Raw genomic sequence first — 15,547 nt, forward strand, 5'->3', positions numbered from 1 at the left:
GCAGGCGATCAAAGAGACCGCGGTGACGGGATAGGTGGGGTGTCTCTGGTCGTAGACCACCCATGCTTCCGACCAGAGACACCTATCCAGTCACCGCGGCATTAGGGTTTCCGGGACAGGCCATACGGCACGCTGTACACCTGGGGACGAAACAGTATGGGACACGGAGCGCGGAAGCAGCTGGCGGAGCTGCTCGGCGACGTACAGCGGCGCGGGGACTTCAGCACCCGTATCGAGATGTCGGCCCGCGCGCTGCGCATCGAGGTCGACGGGGTGGGGGAACTGCCGCTGCCGCTGCGTGCCCCGGTGACCAAGAAACTGATCGCGCGGGCCCGGCAGGCGTCCTTCGGGCGTGGCGAGCAGACCCTGTCTGACACCAGCGTCCGCGACACCTGGGAGATCACTCCAGACTGCATCACGCTCGGCGGCACTGACTGGGACCGCACCCTGGACGGCGTTCTCGACGGTGTCCGTACCGCGCTCGGTCTGCCGCCCACCACCGTCCTGCGTGCCAAGCCGCACGCGCTGCTCGTCTACGGCAAGGGCCAGTTCTTCCTGCCGCACCAGGACTCTGAGAAGGACGACTCCATGGTGGGCACCCTGGTCGTCTCGCTGCCCTCGCACCACACCGGCGGCGAACTCGTTGTCTCGCACGCCGGCCGCAGCGTCGTCCACCAGGCGTCTCGGGAGAAGCTGACCTTCGCCGCCTTCTACGCGGACTGCCTGCACGAGGTCAAGCCCGTGAAGTCCGGCTACCGCGTCACCCTCACCATGAACCTCCTCGCTGAACGCATTCGCCCGGCTGGCGAAGACGACGGGGGCTCGGTCGCCGACCTGGCCCACTGCCTGACCAAGCACTTCACCGAGCCGGCCGAAGAGCGCTACGCCTACGGCCGGCAGAAGGCCGCGCCACCGAACCGTCTTGTGTACCTCCTCGACCACGAGTACACCCAGCGTGGCCTGGACTGGGACCGTCTCAAGGGAGCCGATGCCACCCGCACCACCCTGCTCCGCCAGGCCGCCGCGGAGGCGGACTGTGAAGCGGTCCTGGCGTTGGCCGAGGTGAAGGAGACCTGGGACGCGCATGCGCCGTACGACCGCTACGACGACCACTACGGAGAGATCGAGCACTACGACGGCTGCGAGGACGAGGAGTGCGAGGGTGAATGCCTCCTGGACCCCGACGGGGAACCCGGTGCCGAGCGCCGCCGCAGCGGCGACTTCTCCGACTACGAACTGAACGAGCTGGTCGACGACGAGATCACGCTGAGCTGGTGGACCCGCCCGGACGGCACCGGCGGCGAGCAGATCAACTTGCCCGTCGCGTACGCCGAGGTGTGCGCCACCACCGAGAACAAGGACCTGACGCCCTACCAGTCCGAGTACGAGGGCTACATGGGCAACTACGGCAACACCCTCGACCGCTGGTACCGGCGGGCCGCGGTGGTCCTGTGGCCCCGAAAGCGCTCGTTCACGGCCCGCGCCGAGGCCGGCTCCGAGGGCGCACTGCGCGAACTCCAGGGCCACCTGGACGCCGGGGACCTCGACCGGGCACGCACGCTCGCCCGGTCGCTCGCACCGTTCTGGAAGCACCACGGTTCGGGCGAGTCGGCCGCGTCGCTCCTCGCCGCCGCCCTGCCCGTCGCGGAGGGACTACGGGAAGCGGACACCGCCACGATGCTCCTCGCGCCTTTCGGAGTGGAGACCCTGGGCGAGCAGCACGCCCCGGGTCTGGCGGCAGCGGCCACACGGTACGGAGGGACGTGGGCCCGCGGGGCCGTCAGCAGCTGGTTCGGCACGGTGGGCGCGTACACCGGGGCCGACCGCGCGGCGTGGCTCGAGTCGCTGCCCGGCCTGTGCACCGCGCTACGCGCCGCCGACGGCGACGGGGACGCGATGGCCTCGCCGCTGGCCGAGGGCGCCTGGCAAGCAGTCAAGCAGCAGCTCACCAGCTGGCTCAGCGTAGGCCGCGAGACGGAGCGCCGTACAGGCATGGAACGGCTCGGCGCATCACTGGCCCACGTCCTGCAGGCGGCAGGGCCCCGGACCGCCGACACCATCGCCGCCACGCTACTCGGCCTTCCGGACACCGCCCTGGAATGCCTGCTCCCGGCCCTGCGCACCGCGGCCCGCCAACCGACGACCCTACGCGACGGCGCACCCGCCGCCCGCGTCTTCCAGACCCTCGCCGACCACTGCGAGAACCGGCTCACCGCGGCCCTCACCCGCCCCGTACGCGCGGCCGACGACTGGTCCCTCACCCCGGCCGGGACATGCCGGACTGGCTGCGGACTCTGCCCCGACTTGGACGCCTTCCTCACCTCCCGTACCCGCCGCGTCATGGAGTGGCCACTCGCGACGGACGGACGCCGCCACCTCCACAGCCGCATCGACCAGGCCGGCCTGCCCGTCTCCCACACCACCCGCCGCCAGGGGCGCCCCTACGTCCTGGTCCTGACCAAGACTGACGCCGTCTTCACCCGCGAACAAGCGACCCGCACCCGCGCCGAGACCGACCTGGCGTGGCTGCGATACAAGTGGCCCCGGTCGCGCGGCTGAGAGGTGACACATTCGTAAGCAATCGATTCAGCGGGTAACCGGCGCGCGGCGGTGGCTGCCGCAATGTGACGGTCCGTGAGGGTGTGAGGTGTCGTTCGTGCAGTGCGGCTGGATCTCGCTCCTGACTTCCGCAGTTGGCGGGTGAGTTTTCGGATCCGACCCGAAGGAATCAGTGCCGTGCTGCCCCCTGTGGACGCCCGGGGCCACGCCCGAACGTCCCCCGCCCAGCGCTTCCGCTCAGGCTTGGCTAAATGGACCGTCCGAGGGTGGGGCTTCGAGGAATTCGCCGAGTTCTGGCCAGCCGGTCCTACGGGTCCGTGACCTGGCCTCGAGCCACCACCAGCTCGGCACGTAGTACGGCCACCAGCGAGGCGAGTTCCTCACAGGTGGGCAACGGGCGGCGGAAGATGCAATCCAAATAGTCACTTATGTCGGCACCGAGATCAATCCCTTGGGGCGGGCGCCTATCCAGCTACGAGACCGCTTGATCCGCCCTGGACCCCGTGGCAGACCGCGCCCCGCTCCCGTCCGGGAACGGGGCGCAGCCACGCCTCAGAAGGGTGGGTCCGCCGGTCCCGTGGCAGCCGTAGGGTCGGGTCGGGTGGGGCTGGCGGTGGTCCACGGGTCGTCCGGGGCCGCCTCTCTGGGCGGGGTGGTGCGGGTGGTGCGCGCGATGATGACGGTGGCGAATGTCATGGAGGCTCCCACTTCGTCGGCGTCCATCACCACCTTCGAGCGCTTCTCGCCTTCGGGGGTCTCCCACCGGTCGGTGCGCAGTCTGCCGGTGACTACCAGCCGGGCTCCTTTGCCGGCCGAGGCGGCGAGGTTTTCGGCGAGGTGGCGCCAGGCGGTGCAGTCCATGAAGGTGGGCTCGCCGTCTCGCCAGGCGGCCGCTTCCCGGTCGTAGGTCCGTGGGGTGGAGGCGATGGTGAACCGGGCCACCGGTACCCCGTTGGGGGTGAACCGCAGCTCCGGGTCCTCGACGAGGTTCCCGATGACTGTAAGTGGAATGTCGTTGCGCATGAGGTGGAAGCCTGGCACAGCCCTGTGACAATCGCACTGCGCTCTCGTCCTGGTCGGGCACGTGGGCGCGGGCGGTTCTTGGTCGGTTGGAGGGTGTGCGCGCCGGTTCGGTACGGTGGAGGTCTGATCGGGGGTCCCGGGCGATCGAGATCATCAGTGGCGTCGGGTAGCTGCTGGCCCCGGATGGCCTCGAAAGGACCGGGTAGCGGTGCGTACATTCTTCGAGCCTGAGCAGAGAGAAGAGTTCGAGGCTGCTCAGGAGCTGATGGTGCGGCGTTTCGCCGTGTGGGCCGAGCGGCAGGGCCTGCCCGTCGATCCGTGGGTGGCGGAGGCGGCCTGGGACTACCGGCACGCGGACACCCCCGACGGTCGGCTCACGCTGTGGTCTCCTGTCCATGTGCGGGAGTTCCTGCTGGAGTGGATGCCGCGCCGGCTGACCGTGCAGCCCGGTGAAGAGCTTCCCGACGGGCCCGGAACTATGGCCGCCCTGTTGCGCTACTTCGATGAGACGGGCCTGCGTGACCCGCGCGGCGGCACCCTCGCGGCGAACCAGGCGGCCCTGGAGACCGCGTCCGGGCAGTTCCGGGCCGCGATGGCCGACCGTGAGCTCTGGGGAACGGCCAAGTTCTGGGCCACCACCGCCGCCGAGCACGGCGTGGACATCACCGATCCGCACGCCATGCAACGTTTCAGCGAACGCGCGCAGCGTGGTCAGGTTCCCTACGACGAGGCCCTGGCCGGCCGGATCATGCAGCGCCGGTTCGCCGACGGGCCGTTCGTCGGCAGGGCTCTGCCGCAGCTGCCCGTGGCGCTGCCCCCGCTGGAGGAACTGCGCGATCAGGCGGGGCGGTCCGTGGTAGTGGAGCAGCTTCGTGTGTTCACCGCGTGGGTGGGTCCGGGCGGGCGCAAGCTCACCACGACGGGCAGGCTGCAGATGGCCGATGCGCGGGAACTGGTGGGCCTGCTCGGCACCGGCGATACCGTCGATCCGGTCCATGCCGGAGTGAGGCACCGCACCCGTTCCAGTGCCGACCTGCCGGAAGTACACCGGCTTTTCGAGTGGGCCAGGAAGGCCCGGCTGGTGCGGACCGTCAAGGGCCGGCTGGTACAGGTGGCCAAGGCCGCACCCCTGCTCGCGGACCCGCTGACGCTGTGGCAACGCGCCTTCGGGGCAGTGGCAGAGCTGGGAGAAGTCCTGCTGGGCTCACGAGGCGGCTGGGCACCGGCCCCGTCGATGCTGTACGACGTGTACGAGGAGACACTGCCGGATGTCCTCAACACCCTCTACAGCCTCCCCGAGCCCATGCCCTGGCCCCGGCTGCGCGACTCCGTCCATCTGGCCTACCGGTCCGCCTACGACCTCGACGGCATCGATCCGCGTCGGCGGAGCGTCTGGCTGGGGCACGCGGACACCGACCTGCGCAAAGTCCTCGCGGTGCTGGAGCAGCTCGGCGTACTGGAACGTGCCCAGGGCATGGCATCCGAGGTCTTCCTGGCCGACCTGAACGGCCAGGCGCCCGGGGGAGGGCCGGAAAGCTTTACCGGCCCCGGCCTGTTCGGCTCGGGTAACGCACCGCACGCAGTACCCACCGCCGGGGGCCACGATTCCTTTCCGCCGCTGCCGGCCGGTATCCCGCCCGAACTGGCCCGCCTCCTTGCCATGCCCGTTCACGGGCCCGAGGTCTTGGTGCCGGAAGATGCCGCATCACAGGAGCAGGCGCGGGCCCTGCGGGCGGAACTGTCGGCCGGCCCCGTCGAGCTGATCGCTCTCACAGACCTGGGTACCTGGGCCGTGCGCGAGCGGCTGCTGGGCGAAGGACGGGACGCGCCCATGGTCGGTGAACTCACCCAGGCGACCGCACCCGAACTGCTGGGTGTCCTCGCCGAGCACTACCCCGTCGAGGCCGCCCGGCAGGAAGTAGAAGCCTGGACGAACGCGCACGGAGGCTGGCTGAAAGCCTTCGACCGCCTCTTGGACGCCGTCCGCCAGACCCCGTTCCGTATCCGGGCACAGGACATGCTCGCCGTTGTGTGCGGGATCCTGCCCGAGGCCGAGCAACACGGTCTCCTGCACTCCCTGCGTGATGACCCGGCCCTGGGCCCCTCCGCGCTCACCGCACTGATCCACCAAGACCTGCTGAATGAAGAAGACCTGACCGAGGTGGAGCAGCAACTGGTGATGACCGAGGCCATCCTGAGCTCCATGGAGATCTCCGGCCGCCAGGCCGCCACTGATTTCCTGGAATCCCTCGGCCTGCAAGAAGCACAAGCCGCCCTCTGCGCAGCACTGGACTCCGGACACCCCGACCACACCGGGCTTGACGAGCTGCGGACCCTGGCCGATCAACTGCAAGGGCGCCCTCTGCCCCGCCCGACAGCCCAGCCCGGAAAACAACGTGCCGCTCCGACGGACCGGCACGGCAAGAACAGCCCCAGGAGCAGCCGCAAGCGGCGCCGCGGTTGACCGGAGGCCCCCTATGCCAGGGTGTGAGGCCTCGGCATATCCGGCGGGAGTCAGCCGCAGACGACGTCCTCGAGTTGGTCACGCACGCCCTGGTGATCCTCGTGTCCAACGAGGGCGGCGGACAACTGCTGTGCCACCTCTTCGGAGTACGGGTGCTCGCTACGCTCGGCGGCCTACTGGCGGCGGAGGCGGACGACGTCCCACGCCCGTTCATTGGCCGCGTTCACGACGGCCGTGGCGTCCCGCACAGCGGTGAGAGAGGCGAGGAACGTCGGCCAGGGTGTGCCCGGCGGTGTGCTCGCGCACCAGGGCCCCCAGCACGGCCGGAGCGGACGGGGCATCGGCCGGGCTTCGTGGTGCCAAAGAGTCGCAGCCGTCCAGCGGCGGGCAGGCGAGGCACGTCCCCCACCGCTCATATCCAGTGGCGTAGTGCGGGACCTGCCCCCGTCAGCCTTCCATCGGCCCGCGTGCTCGGGGGCGGTTCGGGTATCGGTCATCGCGCCGCCCCCGCCGTCTCATCAGGGCGGAGCCAGCGGTCCAGGACGTGCTGGTACAGGTTCACTGAGGCCTGCGCGTTGCGGGCCTTCACCGCCTCGTCATCGCGCTGACGGATGTACCCGAGCGTGGTGGCCGGGTCGGCGTGGTCGGCGTACTGCTGGATCTCCTCCAGCGGCACGCCCTGGTCGTGCATGTGCGTCAGCTTCGACGCCCGGAGCACGTGGGGGGTGACGTCTCGACAGCGCTTGCAGGTGCGGAAGGAGTGCCGGGGGCGCGGCTCAGCACCGGCCGGGCGCCGGCCCCGGCCGGTGTAGGCGTCGGGGCACGTGAGGATGCGCGCCCCGTGGCCGAGGCGGGTCAGCATCGTGTCGACGTCGTGCCGGGTGTACGGGCGGCCGTCCGCGCGGAGCAGCAGCCGTCCGCTGGTCCGGCCGTCGAGGACGTCGTCCAGGAGCTCGCACAGCTCGGGCGGGAGGGTGAACACGCGGACCTTCCCGCCCTTGCGGGTCAGGTCGAGGCGGCACGTGCGGCCGCGATTCTGGAGCGCGGACAGGTCGGCGGTGCACAGCTCGCTCACGCGCCCGGCGAGGGTGTACGTCATCAGGACGGCGAGCGTCTCGTGAGCGTCGGCGCACGCGTCCATGAGTCGCTGGAGCTCGTCCGCCTCCAGGACGGGCGTGGCACGGGCGGCGCCGGCCGAACGGTCCTCCTTCGGGCGGTCGAAGCGGGTCACGAGGCGCACCGGCTGACGGCCGTCACGGTGGGCGCGGTAGTCGGCTAGGGACTGCACGGCGGACAATCGTCGGTTGATCGTGCCCGCGGACCGGCCGCGCTCCTCCTCCGAGAGGCGCCACGTACGGATCAGGCCGGGCGTGACGGCGTCCAGGGTGAACCCGGGGTGCCCGTCCTCGATGACGACAGCCGCCCAGTGCCGGACGTCGTCGGCGTAGTTGCGTTTGCTATCCACGGTCTTGACCGCGGTGGAGGACAGCCAGTCCGCGACGAGGACGAACGTCTCCCGGTCGCAGACCTCGGCCAGCAGCTCCAGGCGGTCACGGCGCGGCCCGAGGCGGTTGGACACCGGGTCGCGGGGGGCGACGGTGCCGAGCTGTCCGCGCAGCCGGGCGTAGGCGTCCTCCGCGCGGTTCGGGGCCGTGGCGAGTTCAGCGCCGGGACGGTGTCTGGGGGAGTTGACCATGCCTCAGACCATACCCGCATAAGACACGTTATGCGTGCGCTTTCAAATCTCAGCGTCCGTGTCGACCCACCCGCTGACCTCGGGACACCGGGTGACGACCCCGGCCGGGGAGGACGCGATGACGTACAGCGGCCCCGGTACGCAACCGCCTTGACGCACCGCCAGGGCTACGGCTGGGGGCGGGGCACAGGTGTAGCGGTTGCGCAGCATCCCGTACCCCCACACCGTCCGGCCGTGTCCCTCCGCGTCCACTCTTGTCCGCTGACCGTCCGTCAGCGGTACCGTGATGGGCGCGGGTAGGTCTCACCCGCCGCTCGCTGGTTATGGGCCGGGGCACCTCTGACGCGTTCGTGCGGAGGCCCCGTCATGCCGACCAGCCGCCCCCACCCCGCCGCAGCCCCCGGTGCCAGCCTGACCGCGGCCGCGGCGTTCCTGCTCGACCTCCCGGCCCCGTGGACGCCGTGGCCCGGTGTCGCGCAGTCCCTCGCCCCGGCCCTGCGCGACACCGCCAGCGCCCGCGGCTGGTCACTCGGCCCCGCCCTGCGCGACCTGCTCACCGCATGGCCAGACGGGATTCGCTCGCACGAGGCAGTGCTGGCCGCGCGGATTCGCCGACTCCCCACCCGCAGCAGGGCGGCCGCCCCCACGACGGCGACGGCCAGGAGCAGGGACACGTCCACGTCGAGGTGCGCCCGGTGTGGACAGGCCGGTTCGGTTGTCCACGCCTCCTCGCGCTGGCCCCGCCCGGTCTGCATACGGTGCGCGACCTCCTCGGCCGGACCGCCCGCCGCCGACCCCGCCGCGCACGCCGCCGCCGCGCGTGCCGCCCTCCGGTACGGCCGGCGCATCACCTCGCCCTGACCCGCGTACCCGACCCGCCCCGCCAGAGAGAGCACGCCATGACCAGCAGCAGCACCGGAACCATCGGCCCGGACCCTGCCCGTCCTACCGCTGGAGGTGTCCGCACATGCCCGTGAATGTCTCAGCTGAGGGCAGGAAGGACCGGGCGGCGGTCCTCCTGGCCCGGGGCCTGAATGCCGAGCAGGTCGCCCGCCAGGTCGACGTCACCGGCCGCACGGTCCGCCGCTGGCTCGAAGATCCCGTGTACGCGGAGAAGGTGCAGGAGATCCGGCGCACGGCGCTGGGGGAGACCCTGCGGGCGCTGGAGACCATCAGCCGCAACGCCGTGAGCGTCCTCGGTCAGATCCTGATCGACGGCTCCGCCTCGCCCACGATCCGCGTGCGGGCCGCGCTCGGGGTCCTGACGATCCTGCCGCGCATCGCCGAGCACGTGGAGCTGGAGGAGCGGGTGGCGCTGCTGGAGGCGGCGACGTCGTGCCGGGACGAGGGCGGGGCGTCGTGAGCCTCACCCGCCGCGTGCAGCGCCTCGAGCGCGTCACCGCCCCCGTGCGGGTCCCCTTCGACCCTGAGGCGGAGGCCGTCCTCTACGGGCCGCCCCTCGCCCCTGGGAACGCCCTCTACCGCTCGTACGCGTGGCTCGGCCCGGAGCGGCTGGAGCTGACCACCATCACCGGCGGCCGGGTCCTGCGCTACGTCGTGCCGGGTGTCGACGGGCGGGCCCTGCTGTGAGCGCCGGCCTGCGAACCCGACTGCTGCGGCTGGAGCGCCCCCGCGCCGAGGCCGCCGCCCTGGGCGCCGAGGTGCTGGCACTCCTGGCCGAGCTGGAGCGCGACGACCCGGCCGGATACGCCGCCCTCCTCCCCCGACTGTCCGCCACCATCCCCACCCGTGAGAGGACCCGCTGATGTCCCGCATCCCCGCCCGGCTGACCCGGCTGGAGGCCGGCGCACCGGGCTGCAGCGACCTCCCGCCGCTGCCCGAACTGGCGACGCTCGCCGCGCTGATGGACACCCCCGACGCGACCGACGCCGAGCAGCGCGTCCTGCTGAATGCCCGACTGGAGACCCTGCTTGCCCGGGTGTGGCCCAAAGCCATGGGCGGCGACGTGACGGCGGCCGGGCTGGCCGCGCGGCTCATCGACCGCCAGGCCGACCTACTCGGCCTCACCACGGCCATGCCCGAGTCGAAGGGCGGGACCGTCACCGCCGAGGACCTGATGCGGCTCATCGAGGAAGGCCGCGAGGCCGAGGCGCAGGCCGGGCAGTGAAAGGCCGGCCCCGGTCCGGGCGGTCACCACCAGGGCGCCCCGCACCCCTCCACCGCAGGCACTGACCCACCCCTACCGAGAGGAAGGCACGATGCCGACCACGACCGCCCCGGCCCACCCTGTGCAGCAGGCATGCCGGGCGATGACGACCCCCGAACTCCTCGCCGATCTCCTGTCCACCGCCCGGCGCGCAGTCAGGATCGGCGAGCAGCACGCCCCGTTCATCGCGGCCGCCTGCTCCGTCCTGCAACAGCGGTGCGGGCGTTCCCTGCCCGCCCGGCCGTTCAACCAGGAGGACCCGGCACATCAGCTCATCGTCCAGGTCATCACCTCCGGGGGCGTCATGGCGGTGTCCGCCGAGGCGGTCCGCGAGGCGATGATGCCGACGCTGCACGCGCAGATGTGGGCACGGGAGCAGGCCCCGCACGACGGCCGGACCGTCAGCACGCACGAGGAGGTGCTGAACAGCCTCGGTACGCGCGTCTTCCCAGGGCCGAAGATCCCCACCGGACGGGCGATGACGGTTCTGTACGAGGAGGACGCCCTCCTCGGCCGTCTGCTGGCCGCGCTGGCCGCGGGCGAGGACGTCGACGCCCTGGTGGAGGAGATCACCGCCGCCGCGGTCTGACCAGACGCCCGGGCGTCGGCAGGTGTTTCGGTCGAATCACCTGCCGGGGAAACGGTTCGACCGAACCGTTTCCTGCAGCGCGGGCCCGGAACGCAAAAAGGGCCCCGGCCTGTCTGTAAGCACTTGAGCCGGCCCGGCGGTCGAACGTCCGTCGGAGCCAAAAGAACTCCGTGCACTGGAGCCCAAACAAGTGCTTACAAACAAACTCGCAGAGGCGTACCTGGAGGAGACCGCCGCGGGGAAACCGGCCGGTGCCCTGAGACGCGTCGCGGCACGGTTCGACCGGCCGACAGAGACCATCCGCACATGGCTCGCCCGAGCCCGCAAGGAGGGGTGGCTGGCGCCTGCTGTGAAAGGCCGCGCCGGAGGAGAGCCCGGGCCGAAACTGCTCGTGTACCGAATGGCCCACGACTTGGGCGTGCCCGCCCCCGAGGTGGGGGTGCAACTCCCGGAGGACGAGACCGAGGCGCAGCGGGAAGCACGCGAGCAGCGCATGCACGACTTCGTCGAGAACGCCGGCACCCTCTGGGAAGAACTCCGAGGGCCCGGCAGAGCATGACCCCGCCGGACCCTGACGCCGTCCCCGCCCTCAGGCGCCTGCGCGCGCCCAGTGGAACTCAATGGTGGTCCCGTCGAACCCGGGGCCGCGCCGCGCCGCCGGGTGGACCTTCAGCCGCAGGCCAAGGCCGTCCAGGACCCGCCTCCTCTGCGGCACTTCGAGCACTTCCCACCCTGCCCCGGCCCGCGGCCCCACGAGGCCGTCGAAGACGCTGAGGTCGAAGGCCGGCCGCAACCTGCGCGCTTCGTTTTGCGCCTCGGTGATCTGCTTCGCCAGGTTCACCGTGATGCGCCGCAGCTGCTCCCGGGTGATGATCCCGTCTGCGTAGTCGTCGGCGGCCGCCTCCTGGCGCGCCTTCAGGCCCTCCGCCCGCTCCAGGGCCGCCAGGGCCGCCGAGTCATCCCCACGCAACGTCTCGGCCGCGCCAGGCTGCGACAGGATGTCCACGACCATTTCCCCCACGAAACGGTCGAGGGCTTCCTCATTCCGGCCGACGCAGCCGCCCGCGTCGCAGACGTACGTCGGCTGCTTCCGGCCGCGCGACGCGTTGCCCTTCAGTGCGACCCGGAGCACCGACCCGCACGGCCCGCACGTCGCTACCTCGCCCCACGTCAGCAGGTGTTTCCGCGCCCCCGGCAGCTCCCGCACGACGGCCCGTTCCGCGAACAGGTTCCGGAGCTGCGCGTGCTGCTCGTCCGTGATGAGCGCCGGCCATGCCGCCTTGTACTCCACGCCCTGGTGGACGCGAAGCCCCACGTTCGCCGGGCGCAGCGCGAGCTTCTTGACGGAGGTCTTGTTCCACAACGACCCCTCCTCGTTCTGCCCGACCGCCCGCCGCTTGAGGCGCATCCCCGCGCCGGGCGCCGGCACCCCGCGCGCGTTCAGGTCCGCCGTGATCCCGATCAGGCTCGCTCCGGACAGCAGGCGGGTGACGATGTCGCGGACGATGGCGGCCTGTTCGGGGTCCTCGACGTCATGGAACCCGTCGACCTGGCCGCGGGCGTCGTACTCGTACTGGCGCCTCCACCCGTACGCCACGGGCCCGTTCGCCCGGCCCTCCTGGGCGCGCTCCAGGGCCGCGCGGGCGACGCGTTCCGACTTCACCTCTGACTCGGCGGTGTCCGACTCACCGAGGTTGGCGAGCTGCGACCGATCGGACGCCTTCGCCATGTTGAACAGGCCGCCGGACTCGAAGGCCACCCAGCACTTCGCGTGACGCAGGTCCTCGATGGCCTGGGCGCGCTCGACACGGCGCCGCCAGACTCGTGAAGGGTGGTAGCCGACCACGATGACGCGGACCCCCGGCTCCCGGGCGGCCTCGATGGCGTCGGCCATCAGGCGGTCGTACCCGGGGCGTTCCTCACCCGAGTGGGCGGAGACGTCGTTCTCGATGTACTCGCCGCCGACCTCCCACTCGTTCTCCTCGGAGAACGTGCGCAGGTCGCTCATCTGCCGATTGACGCCCCGTCGGCGGTCGCGCGGGTCCTCGGAGATCCGGGCGTACAGGAAGGCGACAGTACGGCGCGGGAGCGTCTTAGTGTTCACGGTACAGGACCCTAGGGCTTCCCCGGCGGCGTCGGCAACACCGGGGGCGACCCGAAGGCCTTCGCGAGCCTGATCGACGACGTCCAGCACAAGCTCTTCGAGCAGCTGTCGGACGAGACCTGGGTCTACCCCGGCCACGGCAACGACACCACGCTCGGCTCGGAGCGTACGCACCTGGCGGAATGGCGCGAGCGCGGCTGGTAGGCAGCGCAACGCGTCAACTTCGGTACGCGACGCACTCCTTCCGGTCGTTGGCGGCCGAACGCACGTCCCGAGGGACGGGGAGCGGGTAGTTGGTGCAGCATGCACCAGGACCCCTCCCCGCCCCTCGCGTCCTCCCCCACTCCCCCTCCCGCCGCCCCCGCCCCCGGCGCCGCTCGACCCGTCGAGGCCGAGGACGCGGCCCGCCCCGGCATGCTGCGGCTCGCCTCGGCCGCACTCGCCGGGACCGCGATCGAGTTCTACGACTTCTTCGTGTACGGAACGGCCGCCGCCCTCGTGCTCGGCCCGCTGTTCTTCCCCTCCTTCTCGCCGCTCGCCGGAACCCTCGCCGCCTTCGGCACCTTCGGCGTCGGCTTCCTCGCGCGCCCGCTCGGATCGGCGGTCTTCGGCCACATCGGCGACCGCTACGGCCGGCGCCCGGTGCTCCTGGCCTCCCTGCTCCTGACCGGCCTCGCCACGGTCGCCGTCGGCTGCGTGCCCACGTACGGATCGATCGGCGTGGCCGCGCCCGTGCTGCTGCTCCTGCTGCGCTTCCTGCAGGGCCTCGGGCTCGGCGGCGAGTGGGGCGGCGCGGTGCTGCTGACCGCCGAGCACGCGCCCGAGCAGCGGCGCGGGCTGTGGTCGAGCTTCCCGCAGATCGGACCGCCGGTGGGCTTCCTGCTGGCCAACGGCCTGTTGCTGGGGCTGTCCGCGTCGCTGAGCGAGGCGCAGTTCACCTCGTGGGGGTGGCGGGTGCCGTTCTGGGCCGCCGGGCTGCTGGCCCTGGCCGGGCTGTGGCTGCGCCGCTCGGTGGAGGAGACCCCGCAGTTCAGGGCGCTGACCGAAACCGGGCGGCGCGCCGAGGCACCGCTGGCCGAGGTGGTCCGCGGCCACTGGCGGCTGCTCCTGCTGACGGGCGGGGCGCTCGCCGTGGCCTACGCCGTCTTCTACGCGGTCACCACCTGGGCCCTCGCGTACGCCACCGAGCGCCTGGGCCTCGGCCGGACGGTGGTGCTGGCCTGCATCATGGGCGCCGTGGCGCTGATGGGCCTGGTGACCCCGCTGGTGGCGGTGCTCGGCGACCGGTACGGCCGCCGGCCGCTGTGCCTGGCCGGGTGCACGGCCTGCGCCCTGCTGATGGTCCCGCTGGTGGCACTGCTCGGTACCGCCGACCCGCTGTTGATGACACTGGGCTTCACGGGGGCGCTGCTGGCCATGGTGACGATGTTCGCGGTGGTGGGGGCGTACCTGCCGGAGCTGTACGCCCCGCGGATCCGCTGCACGGGCGCGGCCGTCGGCTACAACCTGGGCGGCGTGCTGGGCGGGGCGCTGACCCCGATCGTGGCGACGGCGCTGGCGGACGGCTCGGGTCCGCCGTGGGGCGTCGCGGTGTACCTGACCGGGATCGCCCTGCTCAGCCTGGGCTGCTTCGCACTGCTCCCGGAGACCAGTCCGCTGGTCGTACGGGCGCGGTCGGGCGCCGGCAGGGAAACGGAAACGGGGGCGGCCGAAGCGGCCGCCCCCGCGTAGCTCCGTCGTTCCGGTTACGCGTCGACGCTCTCCTGGTGGGCGGCGGCCTCGGCCGCCGCCTGCTTCTTCGAGGCCATCAGGCTGGTGATCGTGGTGATGACCAGGACACCGCAGATGACACCGAGGGAGACCGGGATGGAGATCACCGGGACGTGCACCCCGCTCTCGTGCAGGGCGTGCAGCACCAGCTTGATTCCGATGAAGCCCAGGATGATCGACAGGCCGTAGCTGAGGTGGACCAGCTTCTTCAGCAGGCCGCCGATGAGGAAGTACAGCTGGCGCAGGCCCATCAGGGCGAAGGCGTTGGCCGTGAAGACGATGTACGGGTCCTGGGTGAGGCCGAAGATCGCGGGGATGGAGTCCAGGGCGAACAGCACGTCGGTGGTGCCGATGGCGAGCATGACGACCATCAGCGGGGTCAGCACGCGCTTGCCGTTGTTGACGATGAAGAGCTTGGTGCCGTGGTACTGGTCGGCGACGCCGAACTTCTTCTCGACGGACTTGAGGAGACGGTTCTCCTCGAACTCCTCGTCGTCCTCGTCCTTGCGGGCCTCCTGGATCAGCTTCCACGCGGTGTAGATCAGGAACGCGCCGAAGATGTAGAAGACCCAGGAGAAGCTGGCGATGATCGCGGCGCCGGCGGCGATGAAGACCGCACGCAGGACCAGGGCGATCAGTACGCCGATGAGCAGCACGCGCTGCTGGAGGTGGGAGGGCACCGCGAACTTCGCCATGATCAGGACGAAGACGAAGAGGTTGTCGACGCTCAGGGACTTCTCGGTGATGAAGCCCGCGAAGAACTCCTGGGACGCCTGGGGGTTGCCGAAGAACCACAGGCCGAGGCCGAAGAGTGCGGCGAGGACGATCCATACGACCGTCCAGATGCCGGCTTCCTTGATCGACACGTCGTGGGGCTTGCGGCCGATGAAGAAATCGGCACCGATGAGGAGGGAGAGACCGAGAATGGTCGCGGCCCACAGGGCCCAGGAAACTTCCATGGTGAACACGCCTCCGGCGGATGGCTCAGGACTACGTCAGCGTCATCGCTGCCGGAGGTCTCTTCCACCCGGGCGGCCTGGAGGCCGTGGGCCGACGCCCCGGGACCGACTGCACTCACTTCACCGCAGTGGTCCGTATTGACGGGTACGCCGTAGCAGGAAAGCAGGAATACTCCCCTCCGCACACACGAGCATACCCGTCAGGGGCCGATTGGG

At 71.1% G+C, this 15,547-nt stretch carries 14 protein-coding genes and 1 pseudogene; 11 read left to right on the forward strand and 4 right to left on the reverse strand.

Annotation, left to right across the window (positions count from 1 at the left end):
- Positions 1–156: 156 nt before the first annotated feature.
- Positions 157–2,559, forward strand: a complete 2,403-nt coding sequence (locus tag OG332_RS11410) for a 2OG-Fe(II) oxygenase (RefSeq protein ID WP_327413342.1) — start codon at positions 157–159, stop codon at positions 2,557–2,559.
- Between the two features lie 552 nt (positions 2,560–3,111).
- On the opposite strand, the gene ssb is transcribed toward OG332_RS11410, so the two are convergent.
- Entirely contained in the window at positions 3,112–3,582 is a 471-nt protein-coding gene (gene ssb, locus OG332_RS11415) for a single-stranded DNA-binding protein (protein WP_327413343.1), read from the reverse strand.
- Between the two features lie 208 nt (positions 3,583–3,790).
- On the opposite strand from ssb, the gene OG332_RS11420 reads away from it, so the two are divergent.
- The gene (locus tag OG332_RS11420; RefSeq protein ID WP_327413344.1) at positions 3,791–6,046 is read left to right on the forward strand and encodes a hypothetical protein; all 2,256 of its coding nucleotides are present in this window, start codon (positions 3,791–3,793) and stop codon (positions 6,044–6,046) included.
- Between the two features lie 493 nt (positions 6,047–6,539).
- On the opposite strand, the gene OG332_RS11425 is transcribed toward OG332_RS11420, so the two are convergent.
- On the reverse strand, positions 6,540–7,742 hold the full coding sequence (locus OG332_RS11425; protein ID WP_327413345.1) for a tyrosine-type recombinase/integrase: 1,203 nt from the start codon (positions 7,740–7,742) through the stop codon (positions 6,540–6,542).
- Between the two features lie 366 nt (positions 7,743–8,108).
- Between OG332_RS11425 and OG332_RS11430 the strand changes: the two genes are divergently transcribed.
- The 7 genes from OG332_RS11430 (at position 8,109) to OG332_RS11460 (ending at position 11,057) form a co-directional block, all read left to right on the forward strand.
- The gene (locus tag OG332_RS11430; RefSeq protein WP_327413346.1) at positions 8,109–8,603 is read left to right on the forward strand and encodes a hypothetical protein; all 495 of its coding nucleotides are present in this window, start codon (positions 8,109–8,111) and stop codon (positions 8,601–8,603) included.
- A gap of 106 nt (positions 8,604–8,709) precedes the next feature.
- Positions 8,710–9,105: a helix-turn-helix domain-containing protein gene (locus OG332_RS11435; RefSeq protein WP_327413347.1), complete on the forward strand. Its 396-nt coding sequence runs from the start codon at positions 8,710–8,712 to the stop codon at positions 9,103–9,105.
- A complete protein-coding gene (locus OG332_RS11440; RefSeq protein ID WP_327413348.1) occupies positions 9,102–9,332 on the forward strand; it encodes a hypothetical protein in 231 nt (76 codons plus the stop codon). Before OG332_RS11435 ends, OG332_RS11440 begins: the two co-directional genes overlap by 4 nt.
- The gene (locus tag OG332_RS11445; protein ID WP_327413349.1) at positions 9,329–9,508 is read left to right on the forward strand and encodes a hypothetical protein; all 180 of its coding nucleotides are present in this window, start codon (positions 9,329–9,331) and stop codon (positions 9,506–9,508) included. The genes OG332_RS11440 and OG332_RS11445 overlap by 4 nt, the downstream gene beginning before the upstream one ends.
- Positions 9,508–9,870: a hypothetical protein gene (locus tag OG332_RS11450; protein WP_327413350.1), complete on the forward strand. Its 363-nt coding sequence runs from the start codon at positions 9,508–9,510 to the stop codon at positions 9,868–9,870. Before OG332_RS11445 ends, OG332_RS11450 begins: the two co-directional genes overlap by 1 nt.
- A gap of 91 nt (positions 9,871–9,961) precedes the next feature.
- Complete coding sequence (locus OG332_RS11455) at positions 9,962–10,498, forward strand: hypothetical protein (RefSeq protein ID WP_327413351.1); 537 nt, start codon at positions 9,962–9,964, stop codon at positions 10,496–10,498.
- Between the two features lie 400 nt (positions 10,499–10,898).
- The gene (locus tag OG332_RS11460; RefSeq protein WP_327413352.1) at positions 10,899–11,057 is read left to right on the forward strand and encodes a hypothetical protein; all 159 of its coding nucleotides are present in this window, start codon (positions 10,899–10,901) and stop codon (positions 11,055–11,057) included.
- 30 nt (positions 11,058–11,087) lie between these two features.
- Here the strand turns inward: OG332_RS11460 and OG332_RS11465 are convergent, their stop codons facing one another.
- Positions 11,088–12,602 (reverse strand): recombinase family protein, encoded by a 1,515-nt coding sequence (locus OG332_RS11465; RefSeq protein ID WP_327413353.1) that lies wholly within the window; start codon positions 12,600–12,602, stop codon positions 11,088–11,090.
- 18 nt (positions 12,603–12,620) lie between these two features.
- Here OG332_RS11465 and OG332_RS11470 point away from each other — a divergent pair.
- Positions 12,621–12,806, forward strand: a pseudogene (locus OG332_RS11470) (MBL fold metallo-hydrolase); the annotation flags it as partial.
- A gap of 210 nt (positions 12,807–13,016) precedes the next feature.
- On the forward strand, positions 13,017–14,333 hold the full coding sequence (locus tag OG332_RS11475) for an MFS transporter (protein ID WP_327419183.1): 1,317 nt from the start codon (positions 13,017–13,019) through the stop codon (positions 14,331–14,333).
- 14 nt (positions 14,334–14,347) lie between these two features.
- On the opposite strand, the gene OG332_RS11480 is transcribed toward OG332_RS11475, so the two are convergent.
- On the reverse strand, positions 14,348–15,331 hold the full coding sequence (locus OG332_RS11480) for a TerC/Alx family metal homeostasis membrane protein (RefSeq protein ID WP_327413354.1): 984 nt from the start codon (positions 15,329–15,331) through the stop codon (positions 14,348–14,350).
- Between the last annotated feature and the right edge of the window lie 216 nt (positions 15,332–15,547).

The sequence above is a fragment of the Streptomyces sp. NBC_01233 genome, from assembly GCF_035989305.1.
GTDB lineage: Bacteria > Actinomycetota > Actinomycetes > Streptomycetales > Streptomycetaceae > Streptomyces.